Source organism: Kribbella monticola, from assembly GCF_003261635.1.
GTDB lineage: Bacteria > Actinomycetota > Actinomycetes > Propionibacteriales > Kribbellaceae > Kribbella > Kribbella monticola.
The window spans coordinates 262,936-279,397 of record NZ_QFXK01000033.1; the positions used below are offsets into that span (position 1 = coordinate 262,936).

At 68.1% G+C, this 16,462-nt stretch carries 13 protein-coding genes; 8 read left to right on the plus strand and 5 right to left on the minus strand.

The features are described 5' to 3' along the window. The first annotated feature begins 126 nt into the window (after nucleotides 1-126). A complete protein-coding gene (locus DIZ26_RS23860) occupies nucleotides 127-6,450 on the plus strand; it encodes an RHS repeat domain-containing protein (protein ID WP_112245148.1) in 6,324 nt (2,107 codons plus the stop codon). Between the two features lie 48 nt (nucleotides 6,451-6,498). Here the strand turns inward: DIZ26_RS23860 and DIZ26_RS23865 are convergent, their stop codons facing one another. Together DIZ26_RS23865 and DIZ26_RS23870 are read right to left on the minus strand one after the other, a co-directional pair. Continuing rightward, on the minus strand, nucleotides 6,499-7,500 hold the full coding sequence (locus tag DIZ26_RS23865) for an alanine racemase (protein WP_112245150.1): 1,002 nt from the start codon (nucleotides 7,498-7,500) through the stop codon (nucleotides 6,499-6,501). Nucleotides 7,501-7,505: 5 nt separating this feature from the next. Further along, the gene (locus DIZ26_RS23870) at nucleotides 7,506-8,636 is read right to left on the minus strand and encodes a lipid II:glycine glycyltransferase FemX (protein ID WP_112245152.1); all 1,131 of its coding nucleotides are present in this window, start codon (nucleotides 8,634-8,636) and stop codon (nucleotides 7,506-7,508) included. A gap of 160 nt (nucleotides 8,637-8,796) precedes the next feature. Here DIZ26_RS23870 and DIZ26_RS23875 point away from each other — a divergent pair, with 160 nt between their 5' ends. From DIZ26_RS23875 to DIZ26_RS23885, 3 genes are read left to right on the plus strand one after another with little or no spacing between them, the layout of a single operon-like run. Next, entirely contained in the window at nucleotides 8,797-9,354 is a 558-nt protein-coding gene (locus DIZ26_RS23875; RefSeq protein ID WP_112245155.1) for a TetR/AcrR family transcriptional regulator, read from the plus strand. A gap of 46 nt (nucleotides 9,355-9,400) precedes the next feature. Next, nucleotides 9,401-10,117: an SDR family NAD(P)-dependent oxidoreductase gene (locus DIZ26_RS23880; RefSeq protein WP_112245157.1), complete on the plus strand. Its 717-nt coding sequence runs from the start codon at nucleotides 9,401-9,403 to the stop codon at nucleotides 10,115-10,117. Nucleotides 10,118-10,149: 32 nt separating this feature from the next. Beyond that, nucleotides 10,150-11,364 (plus strand): MFS transporter, encoded by a 1,215-nt coding sequence (locus DIZ26_RS23885; protein WP_112245159.1) that lies wholly within the window; start codon nucleotides 10,150-10,152, stop codon nucleotides 11,362-11,364. Between the two features lie 10 nt (nucleotides 11,365-11,374). Here the strand turns inward: DIZ26_RS23885 and DIZ26_RS23890 are convergent, their stop codons facing one another. Further along, nucleotides 11,375-11,914 carry an NUDIX hydrolase gene (locus DIZ26_RS23890; protein WP_112245161.1) on the minus strand — a complete coding sequence of 180 codons (540 nt, stop codon included), beginning with the start codon at nucleotides 11,912-11,914 and terminating at the stop codon, nucleotides 11,375-11,377. A 34-nt stretch (nucleotides 11,915-11,948) separates the two neighbouring features. Here DIZ26_RS23890 and DIZ26_RS23895 point away from each other — a divergent pair, with 34 nt between their 5' ends. Continuing rightward, a complete protein-coding gene (locus DIZ26_RS23895; protein ID WP_157979799.1) occupies nucleotides 11,949-12,323 on the plus strand; it encodes a hypothetical protein in 375 nt (124 codons plus the stop codon). 258 nt (nucleotides 12,324-12,581) lie between these two features. Here DIZ26_RS23895 and DIZ26_RS23900 read toward each other — a convergent pair whose 3' ends face one another. Then, nucleotides 12,582-13,385, minus strand: a complete 804-nt coding sequence (locus tag DIZ26_RS23900) for a deoxyribonuclease IV (RefSeq protein WP_112245165.1) — start codon at nucleotides 13,383-13,385, stop codon at nucleotides 12,582-12,584. 43 nt (nucleotides 13,386-13,428) lie between these two features. After that, entirely contained in the window at nucleotides 13,429-13,935 is a 507-nt protein-coding gene (locus DIZ26_RS23905; protein ID WP_112245167.1) for an Lrp/AsnC family transcriptional regulator, read from the minus strand. 94 nt (nucleotides 13,936-14,029) lie between these two features. Here DIZ26_RS23905 and DIZ26_RS23910 point away from each other — a divergent pair, with 94 nt between their 5' ends. From DIZ26_RS23910 to DIZ26_RS23920, 3 genes are all read left to right on the plus strand, one after another. Then, complete coding sequence (locus DIZ26_RS23910) at nucleotides 14,030-15,268, plus strand: MFS transporter (protein WP_112245169.1); 1,239 nt, start codon at nucleotides 14,030-14,032, stop codon at nucleotides 15,266-15,268. A 165-nt stretch (nucleotides 15,269-15,433) separates the two neighbouring features. Continuing rightward, nucleotides 15,434-15,724 (plus strand): 30S ribosomal protein S6, encoded by a 291-nt coding sequence (gene rpsF, locus DIZ26_RS23915; RefSeq protein ID WP_112245171.1) that lies wholly within the window; start codon nucleotides 15,434-15,436, stop codon nucleotides 15,722-15,724. A gap of 90 nt (nucleotides 15,725-15,814) precedes the next feature. Next, nucleotides 15,815-16,438, plus strand: a complete 624-nt coding sequence (locus DIZ26_RS23920; protein WP_112245173.1) for a single-stranded DNA-binding protein — start codon at nucleotides 15,815-15,817, stop codon at nucleotides 16,436-16,438. The last annotated feature ends 24 nt before the right edge of the window (nucleotides 16,439-16,462 follow it).

A 16,462-nucleotide genomic window follows, 5' to 3' on the forward strand; every position in this document is an offset into this window, starting at 1 on the left:
CTTCAGGTTCACCTGAAGTCAAGCGCCTCACTCCGGTATGTCCGGATCTTCGAGCCAGATCGAATGCGTTGTGGTCGCCGGGCCCGGCAGGTGCACTGACAAGCACCCGTCACCGGAGGTGCACGCATGTCCCGAGCCATCACCAGAGCCGTGATCGGCGTTCTCAGCATCGGTTTGATCGCCGGTGCCGTGAAGGTCCCCGCCGAGGCCGCCGTCCATCGCAAGCCACCAGCGCTGCAGAAGCAGCGGGAGGCGTCCGTCCCGGTGACCGTCGTGAAACCGTCGGCCGGTCTGCCGGACCACGACGGCGACCGGACCGTCACCAAGGCCACCGCGATCACCTGGCCGAAACCAGGATCCGCCGAGGTCGCCCTGTCGCGTCCACTGGGATTCACCACCTCAGCCGGTACTGCGAAGGCCGGCGACCTGCCGGTGAAAGTGGGGCCGACCGCAGCGGCACGGCACTTCGGTACTGCGACGGAGAAGGCCGCCGCGGCCGCCACGCCCACCCGGGTGAAGGTCGATCTGCTCGGGCGGAACGGCTCGCAGTTGCGACTGCGGCTGAGCCGGACCGACGGGCAGGTGACGGCGGGTCCGGTCGCCTTGACCGTCGACTACTCGTCCTTCGCCCAGACGTACGGCGGCGACTGGGCGAACCGGCTGCAGTTGGTCAAGGTGCCCGACTGTGCGTCCTGTGCGGCGACGACCCTGCCGACCAGGAACACCGGGAACGGCGAGCTGTCCGCCGACGTGATGGCCGGCGGCGCTCCCGCGACGTACGCGCTGCAAGCGGCGGCCTCCAGTGCGGCCGGTGACTCGACCGCGACCTCGCTGAGCCCGACCGCGACCTGGCAGGTCGGCGGGTCGTCGGGCGACTTCAACTGGAGCTACCCGATGCAGGTGCCGCCCAGTCTCGGCGGCCCGAGGCCGGACATCTCGCTGGGCTATTCGTCCGGTTCGGTCGACGGCCGGACCACCTCGGCGAACAGCCAGTCGTCCTGGGCGGGCGCCGGGTTCGAGCTCACCCCCGGCGGCTCCATCGAACGCCGCTACGCCTCGTGCGCCTCGAAGTCGGAGCAGTCGGGCAACAACGGCACGAAGGTCACCGGTGACCTGTGCTGGGCCACGGACAACGCGACCTTCACCTTGAACGGTGCCGGCGGCGAACTGGTCAAGGACGACGCGACCGGTGTCTGGCACCCGCGCAACGACGACGGCACCAAGGTCGAGCACCTGTACGGCGCGGACAACGGCGACGGCGGCCCCGACGGCACCGGAGTCGGTGGCAAGGGCGAGTACTGGGTCATCACCGACAAGTCGGGCACCAAGTTCTACTTCGGCAAGAACCGGCTGCCCGGCAGCGCCTCCTCCGACCCGGCCACCAACTCCGTGTGGACGGTCCCCGTCTTCGGCAACAACGCCAAGGACGCCACCCACATCGACGAGCCCTGCCACACCGCGAGTTTCGCGACGTCGTACTGCGACCAGGCGTACCGCTGGAACCTCGACTACGCGGTCGACACGCACGGCAACACGATGAGGCTGTACTACGACGTCGAGACCAACAAGTACGCGCGGAACGTCACCGCGACCTCGGTCTCGACCTACACCAGCGCGGGGAACATCGCACGGATCGAGTACGGCCAGCGGACCGATCAGAAGTTCACTGCGCCGGCAGTCGCGAAGGTGGACTTCCTGACCGCCAACCGCTGCTACACCGGAAGCCTCTGCACGCCGGCCGACTACCCGGACACCCCGCTCGACCAGGAGTGCACCAGCACCTCCAACTGCAACAACCACTTCTATCCGACCTTCTGGACCAAGAAGCGGCTGGCCAAGGTCACCACCTCGATCTGGCGCGGCACCAGCTTCCAGCCGGTCAACACCTGGTCCTTCCGGCAGAACTACCTCGACCCTCAAGACAACAGCCGATCCCCGATCCTCTGGCTGGACGGCATCACCAACACCGGACTGGTCGGCGGCGCGCTGGCCACCCCGGAGATGACGTTCTCCGCGATCATGAAGCCGAACCGGGTGATCGCGGTAGGCGACGGTCTACCGGCCTTCAAGTGGCCGCGCGTGCAGTCGATCACCTACGGCACCGGTGGTCAGTTGACTGTCGGCTACAGCGACCCGCAGTGCAGTCTGCCGGGCAACGTCCCGGCCGCCCCTGACGCGAACGCGATGCTGTGCCATCCGATCAAGTGGACGCCGAAGGATCAGGCCGAGCGGCAGGACTGGTTCCACAAGTACCTCGTGACGGAGGTGTCCGAGTCCGACCTGGCGAGCAACGCGGTGCCGGTGCGGACGACCGTGGAGTACGAGGGCGCGCCGGCCTGGCGGCACGACGACGAGGACGGCCTGGTCGAGGTCGGCCAGAAGACCTGGTCGCAGTGGCGCGGGTTCGGCAAGGTCAAGGTGACCAAGGGCGCCGGTTCCCCAGATCCCCAGGTCACCGAGAACACCTACTTCCGTGGCATGGACGGCGATCTCAAGGCCGACGGCAGCACCAAGAGCGTGCAGGTCACCGACTCGGCCGGCGGCACGGTGACCGATGCGAACGCGTTGTCGGGCGCCGTGCGGGAGCAGTCGACGCTCGACGGGACGACAGTCGTCGACCGCTCGATCACGGACCCGTGGATCTCACCGACGCCCACCGCTACTCGCCTCAACAGTTGGGGGACCACCAAGGCGTACAAGACCGAAGAGCAAGCCGTCCGGCAGGACCAGCAGGTCGCCGGCGGAGTCCGTAAGAGCGCGTCGGAGAACCACTACAGCGCCGACGGCGTCCTGGAGTGGACCAGCGACTCGCACAACGCGGCAGTGACGACCGACGACACCTGCACGCGCTACGAGTACACCGGCAATGCTGCGTTGGGCATCGTCGAGTTGCCTACTCGCAAGCAGACCGTGAGCGTCGGCTGCGACAAGGCGTTCAGCAAGGAGCAGGTGCTGTCGGACCAGAAGACGGTGTACGACGACGGAGTCGCGCTCGGCGAAGCCAGAGAGACCCAGCGGCTGTCCGGATTCGATGCCGCCGGCAAGGAGATTTACCAGACCGTCAGCAAGTCGCAGTACGACCCGGCCGGTCGGGTGAAGAGCACGACGAACGCCGACGACAAGACGACCACGGTCGACTACACCCCGGCGACCGGACCGGTCACCGCGACCGTGGTGACCCAACCGAACGGCCAGTCCTCGACGACCACGACCGAGCCTGCGTGGGGCGTCGAGAAGACGGTGGTCGATCCAGCCGGACGGCAGACGGACACGGTCCGGGACCCACTCGGCCGGGTGCTGAAGACGTTCCTGCCCGGCCAGGACCGCGCAGTACCGAACGTGGAGAACAGCTACGCGGTCGACCAGGTCAAGCCCGGCGTCGTCACCACCAAGACGCTCAATGCCGACGGCGGCACCAGCCTGAGCGTCCAGCTCAGTGACGGCCTGCTGCGCAAGCGGCAGATCCAGACCGCGGCACCGGGCGGCGGCCGGATGATCACCGACCACATCTTCGATGCACGTGGTCTGGAGACCGCCGAGGTCGGTCCGTACTACAACGACGCCCCGCCAGGACCCGACGTGGTCACGCCCGTCGACGAGAAGAAGCTGCCCGCCAAGAAGACCACGGAGTACGACGACCAGGGCCGGCCGACGGTCGAGCGCTTCTTCTCCTTCGGCAAGGAGCTGTGGCACACCATGCACGAGACCACGGCCGACACCGAGACGATCACCCCACCGGCCGGCGAGCAGGCGACCACCAAGATCACCGACATCCAGGGCCGGCCGATCGAACTGCGCCAGTACTCCGGGGACCCGGCGACCAGTGGCTACGACAAGACCACCTACGCCTACTCACCGGCCGGGCAACTCGCGAAGGTGACCGACCCGGCCGGCCACGTCTGGTCGTACGAGTACGACGTGCGGGGCAGGAAGATCAAGGACACCGACCCGGACAAGGGCGTGACCACCTACACCTACAACGACCTCGACCAGTTGACGTCGACGACCGACGCGACCGGCAGCAAGCTGTCTTTCGACTACGACGACGCCGGCCGGAAGACGGCGGAGTACCAAGGCGACATCAGCGACGACAAGCTGATGGCCGAATGGAAGTACGACACCATCAAGCCGGGCTCACTGACGAGTTCGACCCGCTACGTCAACGGGGCCGCCTACACGACGAAGTACACCGGGTACGACGACGCCGGGCGGCCGACGGGCACCGAACTGGTCGTACCGGCCGTCGAGGGTGCGCTGGGCAAGACCTATGCGGTCACCAACACCTACACACCGGACGGCCAGGTCGACACCACGACGCTGCCTGGCGTCGGCGGACTGCCCGAGGAAACGCTGAAGACCACGTACGACGACGCCAACCTGCCGATCTCGCTCGGGGTGGACGGTGGTGAGACCTACGTCCGCGGCGCGGCCTACACGCCGTACAAGGAGACGGCGAGCCTCGCGATGGGCCGCGGCGACAACTGGGTGCTGCAGACCTTCGACTACGAGGAAGGCACTCGGCGCGTCCATTCGACCGGAGTGGAGACCGCGACCGAGCAGGTCGACCAGACGGCTTACAGCTATGACCCGGCCGGCAACATCACGAAGATCGCCGATACCCCGGCACTGTCGACAGGACAGGCCACGGATAACCAGTGCTTCAAGTACGACGCCTACCGTCGCCTGACGGACGCGTGGACACCCGGTGACGGCGACTGCGCGGCTACACCGACAGCGGGTGCGCTCGGCGGCCCTGCGCCGTACTGGCACAGCTGGACCTTCGACGTCACCGGCAACCGCAAGACGGAGAAGCGCACGTCCACCAGTGGTGTGACCACCAGCAACTACACGTATCTAACGGCCAAGCCGCACGCCCTCGACACTGTGACCACCACGGCCGGAGGCGTGACCAAGACCGACAAGTACACCTACAACGAACGTGGCGATCAGAAGACGCGTTCACTGGCAGGCGTCACGGACACCACCACCTTCGACGCCGAAGGGCATCTGGCCGAGGTCAACGGCAAGGGCAAGACGTCGTACGTGTACGACGCCGACGGCGAGCGCCTGATCCGCCACGACCCGACCGGCACCACCCTCTACCTGGGTTCGACCGAACTGTTCCTCAAGGCGGGCACTACCCAAGTCACCGGCACCCGCTACTACAGCTTCGGAGACGCGACCGTCGCGATCCGCACCGGCAACAGCCTGCACTGGATCGCGAGTGACCTGCACGGCACCGCCACCCTGTCCATCGACGCGGACAGCCTCGCAGTCGACCGCCGCCGCAGTACGCCGTACGGCGAAGCGCGTGGTGCCGTGCCGACCGCGTGGCCAGGCAGCCGCGGCTTCGTCGGCGGCACCAACGACGACGCCACCGGCCTGGTGCATCTGGGCGCCCGCGAATACGACCCCACTCGAGGCCGGTTCATCTCCGTCGACCCGGTCATCGACTTCAGCGACCCACAGCAACTCAACGGCTACGCGTACGCCAACAACAACCCGGTGAACTTCAGCGACGCGGATGGCAAGCGCTCCGTGATCGACGTGATTCAGGAGACGAAGGTCGTCCTCAAGACCATCACCGAACGGATCGTCTTCTACCAGAAGGAGATCATCAAGCTCACCATCTGGGCGGAGGTACTGAACAAGACGGCCTTCCTGGCCGCGCACTACGGCATGCACGAGATGGCAGACACGCTGTGGAAGCAGGTCACGGTCCTCCAGGAGGTGACCAAGAAGATCGTCCAGATCCGCAACCGGCTGGTCCGCGACGTCATCCGGATCACCCGGAAGATCCGTCGCTATGTCGGTCCCGACGAAGCAGCCGGCCTGGACCAACTCGCCAAGTCCGCCGCCTCCCTGACCGACTCCAGCAAGGGCGCCAACGGCCTCTGGGCCCAGGTCGCCGCCCTCACCACCTTCCAAAACGCCTCCACCAACTGGGCAGCCGCCGCCAAACTGGTCAACACCCAAGGCGGCGGCGGAGGCGGTGGAGGAGGCGGTGGGGTCAACTTCACTCCCGACACTCCGAGTGAGGATCTGCCGATAAAGATCGGCTTCATGGCTGTGATCGGCACGGAGTGGGCATTCATCGGCGGTGCCGCCGGCGCCGGAGTCGGCGCTGGAGTCGGAGCACTGGGTGGTATTCCCGGCGCCGTGGTCGGCGCCTTCCTCGGAGCCGTCATCGGCACTGGAGGCGGTATAGCGGTGGCCGGATTTGCCTACAACGACTCGATGGAGCCCGGTGGCTTCAACTGGTTCAAGGGAGCGAGTTGGGCCCTCGCCCCGGTGCCGTACCTCGCTGCGAACGGGATCGCATCCGGCCTGAAGGCTCTAGGTGCCGGGCCTCGTCAACCGGTAGGGCCGCCGCCGGTGATCGGGCCGGGGCCGCGGGCGTGGGGTGACCGGCAGGAGGTCCTGCCGCCGCCGGTGATCGCCGGGCACTGACCACTCGACGGACCTGCTGCCCGGCTGATGCGGCCGGGCAGCGGGTCCTCAGTCCATCGAGACCTTGTCGAAGGTGGTGGTGGTGTAGCGGACGTCGACGCCTACCTCGTCGCCGACGGCGGGTGGGGCTACTGAGGCGGGGAGGAAGAGCATGCTGGCCTGCATGTGTGGTGGTTCGGCGAACCAGCGTTGCTTGCCCTCGATCGTGAAGGGGGAGAGGGCGAGGCCGGCCGCGTCGAGGCTGCCCTTGGCCATGGCGATCGCGCGCTGGCGGACCGTGGCCGCCGCGGTGGGCGCCTCGAGGCCGACTCCGTGCGCGGTGCCGCCGGAGACGACCAGGATGTGCCCGTCACCGGTGACCCGGCGCTGGCGGTAGCCGACCCGCTCGCCACGGCGTACGGAATGGACGTCGAGCACGGTCGCGCGGACGTCGAAGGCACCCCGGTCGCCGAGCCAGAGCGCCGTACCCATCCGGAGCTTCACGTTGTCGCCGATGTCGGCCAGCTTCTGGGCCGGGACGTGCGAGACCCACAGCGTGCCCGGGCGGACCGCCTGGGCCGCTTTGCCGAGTTCCTGCGCCTCCCGGACGTTCGCGGACGTGCCGCCCGCGCCCATCGGGAAGTGCAGGGACCAGCCCTCGAACCGGATCCGGTCCAGCGCGTTCAGCAGCATCGTGTGCCGCAGTTCGCGGGCCCCGATACCGTGCCGGCGCATCGAGGTCTGGACCTCGATCAGTACCCGGCTACCGGCCGGGATCGAGACCAGGTCGGCCAGCCGGCTGACGGTGTGGATGACGTTCTTGCCCTGCGGGACCTCGAGGAACGGCCGCCACGGCGTGAGCACCACGACGTCGTCCTTGGAGTCCGGCGGCACCTCGTTGTAGGTGCCGACCGCGATCGTTCGGGCACCGAGGGCCCGCGACTCCGCGATCAGCCGCGGGTTGCCGACGCCGTACCCGTTGCCCTTGGCGACCGGGACGATATCGGGGTTCCACGTGGAACGGAGGTGGTCGCGCCATCGATCGGAATCGATGTGCAGGATCAGGGGCATGGTCGTTATCGCCGTCTCATGTAGAGGTCGAATGCGGTGTAGAGCGCCTTGTTCAACGGCAGATCCCACTCACCGACGTACTCGACGGCCTCGCCGCCGGTGCCGGTCTTGAACTGGATCAACCCGACATGCGAGTCGTTCGGGTCCAAGGTGTCGGTGATGCCCCGTAGGTCGTACACGAACGCGCCCGCTGCGAGCGCGTCCGACATCATGCGCCACTGGATCGCGTTCGATCCACGGACGTCTCGTTTGGCGGTCGAGCTGGCCCCGTAGGAGTACCAGGAGTGCCCGCCGACCCGGATCCAGATCGTCGAGGCGACCAGATCCCCTTCGTGGTACGCGTTGTAGAGCCGGAAGTCGCAGCAGTCGCCCGGCTGGTTGGCCATCGCCTCGTACATCTTGACGAAGTACGGCAGCGGCCGCGGCGTGAAGTGGTCCCGCTCGGCCGTCTCGACGTACAGCGCGTGGAAGGCCTTCAGGTCCTCCGGCGTTCCGACGGTGACCTCGACGCCGAGCTTCTCGGCCTTCTTGATGTTGCGCCGCCAGAGCTGGTTCATGCCCTTGAGCAGGTCGTCCGGCGTCTTGCCCGCCAGCGGCACCTGGAACACGTACTGCGGTTGGCCGGCCGCGAATCCCTCGACGGCCCGCGGCGCCTTCCAGCCGAGTGCGCGCAGCTGCGCCGAGACCGTCGCGCCGGACGGCTCGATCACGTCCGGACGGACGTCACCCAGCTTCGGCTGCTGGCCGCCGGCGATGGCGTCCTTGATCGTCTTGGCGCTCCACCGCCGGGCCGGCACGGGCGGACCCATCCGGAGCCCGAACGCACCCTGCTCCTGAGCGTGCGCCGCGAGAGGACGCAGGTACCGGCCGAGGTCGATCGCGTCCCAGTCGATCACCGGGCCCTCGGGCAGGTAGGCGAGGTAGCGCTTGACCTTCGGCATCTGCCGGTAGAGCACCAGCGCGACGCCGACCAACTGCTCCGGAGTAGCCGGGTCGAACCAGCCGAGCGACTCGGCCTTCCACTCGCTCTTCACCGCCGCCCAGCCCGGCGTCTGCAGGAAGCTCGCCGACGGCTGTGCGGTCAGATAGGCCGCGTGCTCGTCGGCGGAGATGGTCCGGATCCTCAAGTCGCTCACGGTCGGTCAGGTTACCGGGCGGGAGCGCCAGACCCCAGTCGAGCCGGAAACCTGACCGGATGCTGCCGATCCCGGTCGGGCCGCCGCCTCGCGCGATCGTGGGTCGGGACGGGTTTCGGCTAGGTTTGAGGATCGAGCGGACCAGCAAAGGGGGACTGCGATGAGCGGGCGTCCGCTGCGGGCCGATGCGCAGCGCAACCGGGACCTGCTGCTGTCCGCCGCCGTCGAGGCGTTCTCCGTCTGCGGGCTGGACGCGACCCTGGACGCCATCGCCAAGAAGGCCGGCGTCGGGATCGGCACGCTCTACCGGCACTTCCCGACTCGCGAGGCGCTGGTCGAGGCGGCGTACCGCAACGAGCTCGCGGTGGTGTGCGACGCCGCGCCGGAACTCCTCGCCACGCTGCCACCCGCCGAGGCGACCCGCGCCTGGATGGATCGCTTCATCGACTACATGACCCGCAAACTCGGCATGGCCGACGCGTTGCGAGCGGTGATCGCGGCCGGCGCCGACCCGTACGCGCACAGCTTCGAACTGCTGGTCGGCGCGATCCAGCCGCTGCTGGAGGCGAGCTCCGCCGCCGGCGAGATCAGGTCCGATGTCGCGGCCGCTGACGTCCTGGTCAGTCTCAGCGGCGTCGCCCTGGCCGCGGGCGCGAACCGCGAGCAGGCCGGCCGGCTGCTGGACCTGTTGATGGACGGTCTGCGGTACGGCGCCTGATTCGTTTGCCGCAAGCAACTATTCCGGCCGGCTCTAAGGTGGCGGGATGGCAAGGGTGGCGTTGGTGACAGGTTCGGCGACGGGCATCGGCGAAGCGACGGCCAGGCGGCTCGCAGCCGACGGGATGACCGTGGTCGTGCACTCGCGAACCAGCCGGCCAGCCGGTGAGGCGCTCGCAGCGGAACTCGGCGGCACCTACCTGCAGGCAGATCTGGAGAACGACTCCGAGGCGGCCGACCTGGTGCCGCGAGCGCTGGCCGAGCACGGACGCCTCGACGTACTGGTCAACAACGCGGGCATCAGCTGGCCGGTCCCACACGCAGACCTCGACGGCCTGACTGCGGCTGACTGGCGTCGCCTGCTCGACGTGAACCTGATCGCACCCTGGCTGCTCTGTACTGCGGCGTTGCCGTCACTCCGCGAATCCCAGGGCTCGATCGTCAACGTGACGAGCCACGCGGGTGTGCGGCCGAAGGGAAGCTCGATCGCGTACGCCGCGAGCAAGGCCGCTCTGAACCACGTCACCAAGCTGCTCGCGGCCGCTCTCGGACCCGACGTACGGGTGAATGCGGTGGCGCCCGGGCTGGTGGATACCGCGATGACTGCTTCCTGGACCGATGCGCGGGAGCTGTGGAAAACCGCGAGCCCGATGCGGCGGGCGGCGCAACCTTCGGACGTGGCCGATCTGATCGCCGCGATCCTCGCCAATCGCTATCTGACCGGCGAGGTGATCCTGCTCGACGGCGGGCTGAACCTGCGCTGAGCTTTGTCGGTGGCTGCTTCTACGCTCGGGCGATGCCGTCATCGCTGGGTCCCGACTTCAGGCGGTTGTGGACCGCCAACGCCGTCAGCTCACTGGGGAGCGGGATCGGGGCCGGCGCGCTTCCACTCGTCGCCGTGATCGCGCTCGACGTAACCACCTGGCAGGTGTCGTTACTGGCCGCGCTGTCGGCGCTGGCGGGCGCCGCGATCGCGCTGCCGTCCGGCTCGTTCATCGAGCAGCGGCACAAGCGGCCGATCATGATCGCGGCCGACCTGACCCGGTTCGTAGCGCTGGCGAGCGTGCCGGTTGCGGCCGCTATTGACCTGCTCTCCTACGCCCAGCTGTGCGTCGTCGGCGTGCTGCAGGCCGGGGCCTTGATCGTGTTCAACTCCGCGAGCGGCGCGCACCTGAAGGCGCTCGTTTCGGCGGACGGTCGCGTCGAGGCGAACAGCCGGTTCGAAGCGACCTACTGGACGTCGCTGAGCGTCGGTCCGCCGATCGGCGGCGCGCTCGTCGGGCTGGTCGGGGCAACCGTGACGCTGGGCGTGGACGCGGTGTCGTTCCTCTTGTCCGCGATCGGGATCCACCGGATCCGGCAGCCCGAGCCGGCGCCGGAACGATTGGCCACCCGGCCGAATCTCGGGTCGGGCTGGAAGTACATCCTCGAGCACCGCGGGCTGCGCGCGCTGTTCTGGAACTCGCAACTGTTCGGCGGGCCCGTGATGATGACCTCGCCGCTGCTCGCCGTACTGATGCTGCGCGACCTGCACCTGAAGCCATGGCAGTACGGCGTGGCGCTCGGCGTACCGTGCCTCGGTGGCGTGATCGGTGCCCGGCTCGCGCCGCCGCTCACCCGCCGCTTCGGGCTGCACCGGATGCTGATCGTCTTCGGCGTACTCCGCACGCCGTGGCTGCTGTTGTTGCCTTTGGCAACGCCTGGCACGGGCGGGCTGGTACTGATCGTGCTGGTCGAGACCGGGCTGCTGATCGCGGCCGGCGCCTTCAACCCGTCGTTCACGACCTACCGGATGGAGGCGACCGAAGACGGCTTCATGGCGCGGGTGCAGACGTCCTGGTCGATCACCTCCCGCACGGTCCAGCCCGCCTTCATGGCCGCCGGCGGCGTACTGGCCGGCCTCACCAGCCTGCGCGCAACGCTCGTGATCGCGGGCGCTCTGTGCCTGGTGAGCGCCTTCGTCCTCCCCTGGAAGTCAGCCGAGCCAGCACCGTTACCCCTGCCTGCCTGATCGGCAGTCGCTAGATCAGGTCCATCGCCATGGCGAGTCTGACCAGGTTGCCCATCAGGCCGTCGTTGTCGTCGGCCTCGTCGAGGAACACGATCGCCTTCTCCGGCGGCATGACCAGTACCTCGACCACCTGCTCTCCGTCGGGCGGGTTGGTCGGTTCCCCGTCGACCACGACGTCAGTGACCACGTTGATCCAGTAGGACACGGGATGCGGCAGGTGTTCGCGGTACGGCGCCGGCCGGCGATGATCGGCCCGGTGTCCACCGAGCCATGTCAGCGGGCCGGTGATCCGGGCGCCGGCCTCCTCGAGCAGTTCGCGGCGCGCGGTCTCCTCGATCGGCTCATCGGGTTCGCGGGTACCGCCGGGCAGGAAACGCCAGCCGAGATCGTTGCGGCAGACGACGATCCCGCCCTCGGCGCGGGCGACCACGTGCACGTTGCTGATCAGCTCGTCCGGTGGCTGCTCCAACGTGAACTGGGCGTCCAGATCCCCCCAGTGCCAGAACGTCGGCGCGAACAACTGAGGAAACCGCTCGGCCCAGGTCTGCATGCCCCATTCTCTCTGCCTGCGGTACCGTCCGCCCATGGCGGCCCCGGAAACACGCACCCACCTCTACTGGGCCTGCTCCGTCCTGAGCGCCCTGACCCTGCTGTTCCTGCTGGCCAAGATCACCGGCCCCGCCGCCTTCAGCACCCTCGCCTGGATCGGCGCCGCCCTCACAGCCATCTCCACCCTGGCGCTCACCACCCTGTACGCCGCCTGCGCCCTAGGCCGAGCCCACCTGTCCACCCACGTCGGCAGGTTCACCCTCTTCCAGCTCTCGGTGGCCCCGCTCGTGATCGCCATAGCCGCAGCCACCACCCTCCCCGCCCACTACACAGGCACCCTGGCCCTCTTACTCCCCTGGGGCATCACCTACTGGCTCCACAACCTCCCCGAAAAACCCCCAGCCCAGTAGTCCGCACCCCATGCACCACGGCAACTAGCACCAACAAACCGCAGCTCCGCCGCTCCCCGCGGTGATCTGCAGCGGGCCTGCGTGTCCGGCCTCACCAGCTCACAACGTGAGCGCCCAGCGACTTCGCCTTCCCTGGACGCGCACCTGCGCGGAAACCGCAGCCGCGTTAGCGCCCCGCGGTACGGCGTGCCGCCGGCTCGCCTTCCTTCACCTGCCCTGGCACTCAACGCGCGGTCGCGTTAGCGCGCGTAGTACGGGCTAGTTCAGGTGGGCTCGGAGGTAGTCGATGTCGGACTTCTGGCCGTGGTCGGCGTTCGGGGTTTCGACGACGACGGGGGCGCCGGCGGCTTTGACGACCGCGACGATCTGGGCCGGGTCGATCTCGCCCTCTTCGAAGTTGCTGTGCCGGTCCGCGCCCGAGCCGAAGGCGTCCCGCGAGCCGTTGGCGTGCACGAGGTCGATCCGCCCGGTGATCGCCAGCACCTTCTCGACGACGGAGTCCAGCTCCTCGCCGCCGGCATGGAAATGGCAGGTGTCCAGGCAGAAACCGACGTTGGCGAGGTTGTCGTTGCCCGAGTCCTGCACGGCTTCCCACAGCCGCGCGATCCGGTCCAGCTGCCGCGCCATCGCGTTGTCGCCGCCGGCCGTGTTCTCGATCAGCAGCGGCACCGGCAGCTCGGCCCGCTCGATGCACTTGCGCCAGTTGTCGAAGCCGGTCTCGGGGTCGTCGCCCTTGCCGACGTGACCGCCGTGCACGATGACACCCTTGACCCCGATTTCGGCCGCCTTGTCGAGCGTCTGCTGCAGCAGTTTGCGGCTGGGAATGCGGATCCGGTTGTTCAGCGTGGCGACGTTCAGCACGTACGGCGCGTGGACGTACAGGTCGATCCCATCCGCCTCCGCGCGCTCACGCAGCGCCTCGGCCCCGTCGGCGTACGACACCTTCGGGCCCTTCCAGCCCTGCGGATCGCCCAGGAAGAACTGGACCAGGTCCGCACCCCGGTCCGCGGCCTCCGCCAGCGGGTCCTCCTGATCGACGTGCGCACCAAGTTTCAAGCTCATGCCGTCACCCTATGACCGGCCGCCGACAGTTTCGCAACCCGGCTCAACCACCCTGACCCCAGCCCTTCGACCGCGTCACCGGCCGGGCATCCGTGACCGGTTGCTGCACCGGTCGCCCCTCGAACTCGGTCGACAGCACCACATGCGTGTTGATCTCGCCGTGCTCACCCAGCCGCTCGAACAGCCCCTCCAGATGCCGCATCGAAGCGACCCGCACGCGCAGCATCGTGCAGGAGTTGCCGCTGAGCTTGTGGATCTCCAGTACTTCGGGGAAGTCCTCGGCGCGAGTCGTCTTGAGTAGGCACCGCCCGGTGGTGCATCGCATCTGCACGAACGCCGCCAACGGCTGCCCCGCCCGAGCCGGGTCCACCTGAGCCTTGTAGCCCACGATCACCCCGGACTCCTCCAACCGCCGCACCCGGTCGGCGACGGCCGGCGGCGACAGGTTCACCCGCTTGCCGAGCTGGTTGTACGACAAGCGTCCGTCGGCCTGCAGTTCGGACAGGATCTGCCAGTCGGTCTGATCCAGCTCCCGCTCCTGAAAGGTCATACCGCCAGAACACCTTTCAGTTCGAAGCTCCGCAAGCCCTGACGCCTTACTTCTCGCCTTCAAGGGCGACTCGGACCTTCCTAGCGTTGAAGGCATGCTGATTCCCGTCGTTCTCGCCGCCGCCCTGATGAACGCCGCGATGGTCGCTGCCAGTGCGGTCAGCACCATCCTGATCGCCGACCGACTGGCGCCCGCGCTGGCCGGTCTGCCCAACACAGCAGGAGTCCTCGGTACTGCGGCAGGTGCTGTCGTCGTCGGTCGCTGGAGCGCGCGACTCGGCCGCGCACAGGCCCTACGCACCGGCTACGGAATCGCCGTAGCCGGGGGAGCTCTCACCGTCCTGGCCGCTGTCGGAGCGCCAGTCGTCCTGCTCTTCGTCGGCATGTTCCTGCTCGGCACCGGCAACGCAGCCAGCCTCCTGTCCCGGTACGCCGCTGCTGACGCCGTCAGCCCGGCCCGCCGCGCAGCAGCCATGAGCACAGTCGTCTGGGCCGGTACTGCGGGTGCAGCAGGCGGCCCGTTCCTCCTGGCGCCGGCCCAGTCGCTTGCCGAGTCCGCCGGCCTACCGCCACTCTGCGGCCCGTTCCTCCTCGCCGTAGCGGCCGCATTCGCCGCCCTCCTCGCCGCCACCAAGATCCGTCCTGCGACGGAGACGGACGCAGCGCCCCGTAGTACCGGGGCGGACCACGCGTTCCGTAATACCGGGGCCGCGGCTTCGCGTAGTACGGCGTGGGTGGCGGCTGGGGTGATGTTGGTTGGGCAGTTGGTGATGGTCGGGCTGATGACGTCGGTGCCGGTGCACGCGCAGCACCACGGGCAAGGGCTCGGCGTACTCGGGCTGATGTTGTCCGCGCACACACTCGGCATGTTCGCCCTGGCGCCGCTCACCGGCTGGTGGATCGACAGAGCCGGTCCGAGACCGGCGATGCTCGCCGGACTGGCGACAGTCACCATGTCGGCCGTCGTCATAGCCGGCCCGGCTGGGATGGCCTTCACGCCAGGCCTCTTCCTCCTCGGCTACGGCTGGAACCTCTGCTACCTCGGCGGCAGCGCACTGCTGAGCAGCGCGGGCGCGGACAGCCCTGCTGCCCGAGCGAAGCTGGAGAGCAAGGCTGAAGCCTGGGTCTGGGCTGTGTCGGCTCTTGCCACTGCCGCCTCCACACTGCTGTTCGCAGCAGGCGGCTTCATGCTCCTGTCCGGCGTCTCGATCGCTTTGGCCGTACCGACGCTGGTCGCAGTCGTGGCCTACCGCTCGTCGTCGGCGGCTCGGACTCCGACGACGCGCCGGAAGCCTGAAAATGGTCCGGCTGAGCCTCAACAGGCCTGTGGATAGTGGTCAAGAGCACGTCCGGACGCTGGTATTCTGTCAGTGTTGGCCCGGTCCTTCGACCGGGCTTACTGCTTGAGCCGACGGCGATTGTCGGCGAGAGCGCACCGCATCGCCCTCCTGCCACGGAGAGACCGTGGCCGCCAAGTCCGAAGGAGGTGGAGTTCGCGCATGCGTCGTTATGAAGTCATGGTGATCCTCGACCCTGAGCTCGAAGAGCGTACCGTCGAGCCGTCGCTGGACACGTACCTGAACATCGTCCGCAAGGAAGGTGGGACGGTCGAGAAGCTCGACATCTGGGGCCGCCGCAAGCTGGCCTACGACGTCAAGAAGAAGTCCGAAGGCATTTACGCCATCATCGACCTGACTGCCGAGCCGGCAGTGGTGAAGGAGCTCGACCGTCAGCTCACGCTGAACGAGTCGATCCTCCGCACGAAGGTCATCCGTCCGGACCAGCACTGATCCCTGGGGTCGTCGAACAGCTTCAGTGTCGGTCCTGACCGCTATTGATAGCTGTAGACACAGACACACCCGAATGCAGGAGGAACGGCAATGGCAGGCGAACCCCCCATCACCCTGATCGGAAACCTGACGGGTGATCCGGAACTGCGGTTCACGCCCTCGGGCGCCGCGGTGGCGAATTTCACCATCGCGTCGACCCCGCGGACGCTGGATCGGCAAACCAACGAGTGGAAGGACGGGGAAACCCTCTTCATCTCGTGCGCCGTCTGGCGTCAGGTTGCCGAGAACGTTGCCGAGTCTCTGACCCGCGGCTCCCGGGTCGTCGTGCACGGCCGGTTGAAGGCCCGCAGCTACGACGACCGCGAGGGCAACAAGCGGACCGTCTTCGAGTGTGACGTCGAGGAGATCGGCGCCAGCATGCGGTACGCGACGCTGAAGATCTCCAAGACGTCCCGCTCCGACGGCGGCGGCTTCGGTGGTGGCGGTGGTGGCAACCAGGGCGGCGGTTTCGGCGGCGGTGGCGGCAACCAAGGTGGCGGCTTCGGCGGCGGTGGCGGCAACCAAGGTGGCGGCTTCGGCGGCGGCCAAGGTGGCGGCGCCCCGCAGAACGACCCCTGGGCGACCCCGCAGGGTGGGGGCGGCCAGTCCGCCCCGGCGAACGACCCCTGGGCAGGTCAGGGTGGCGGCGGCTCGATGGAAGAGCCTCCGTTCTGATCCGCGGCAGGACAACTTACCGAG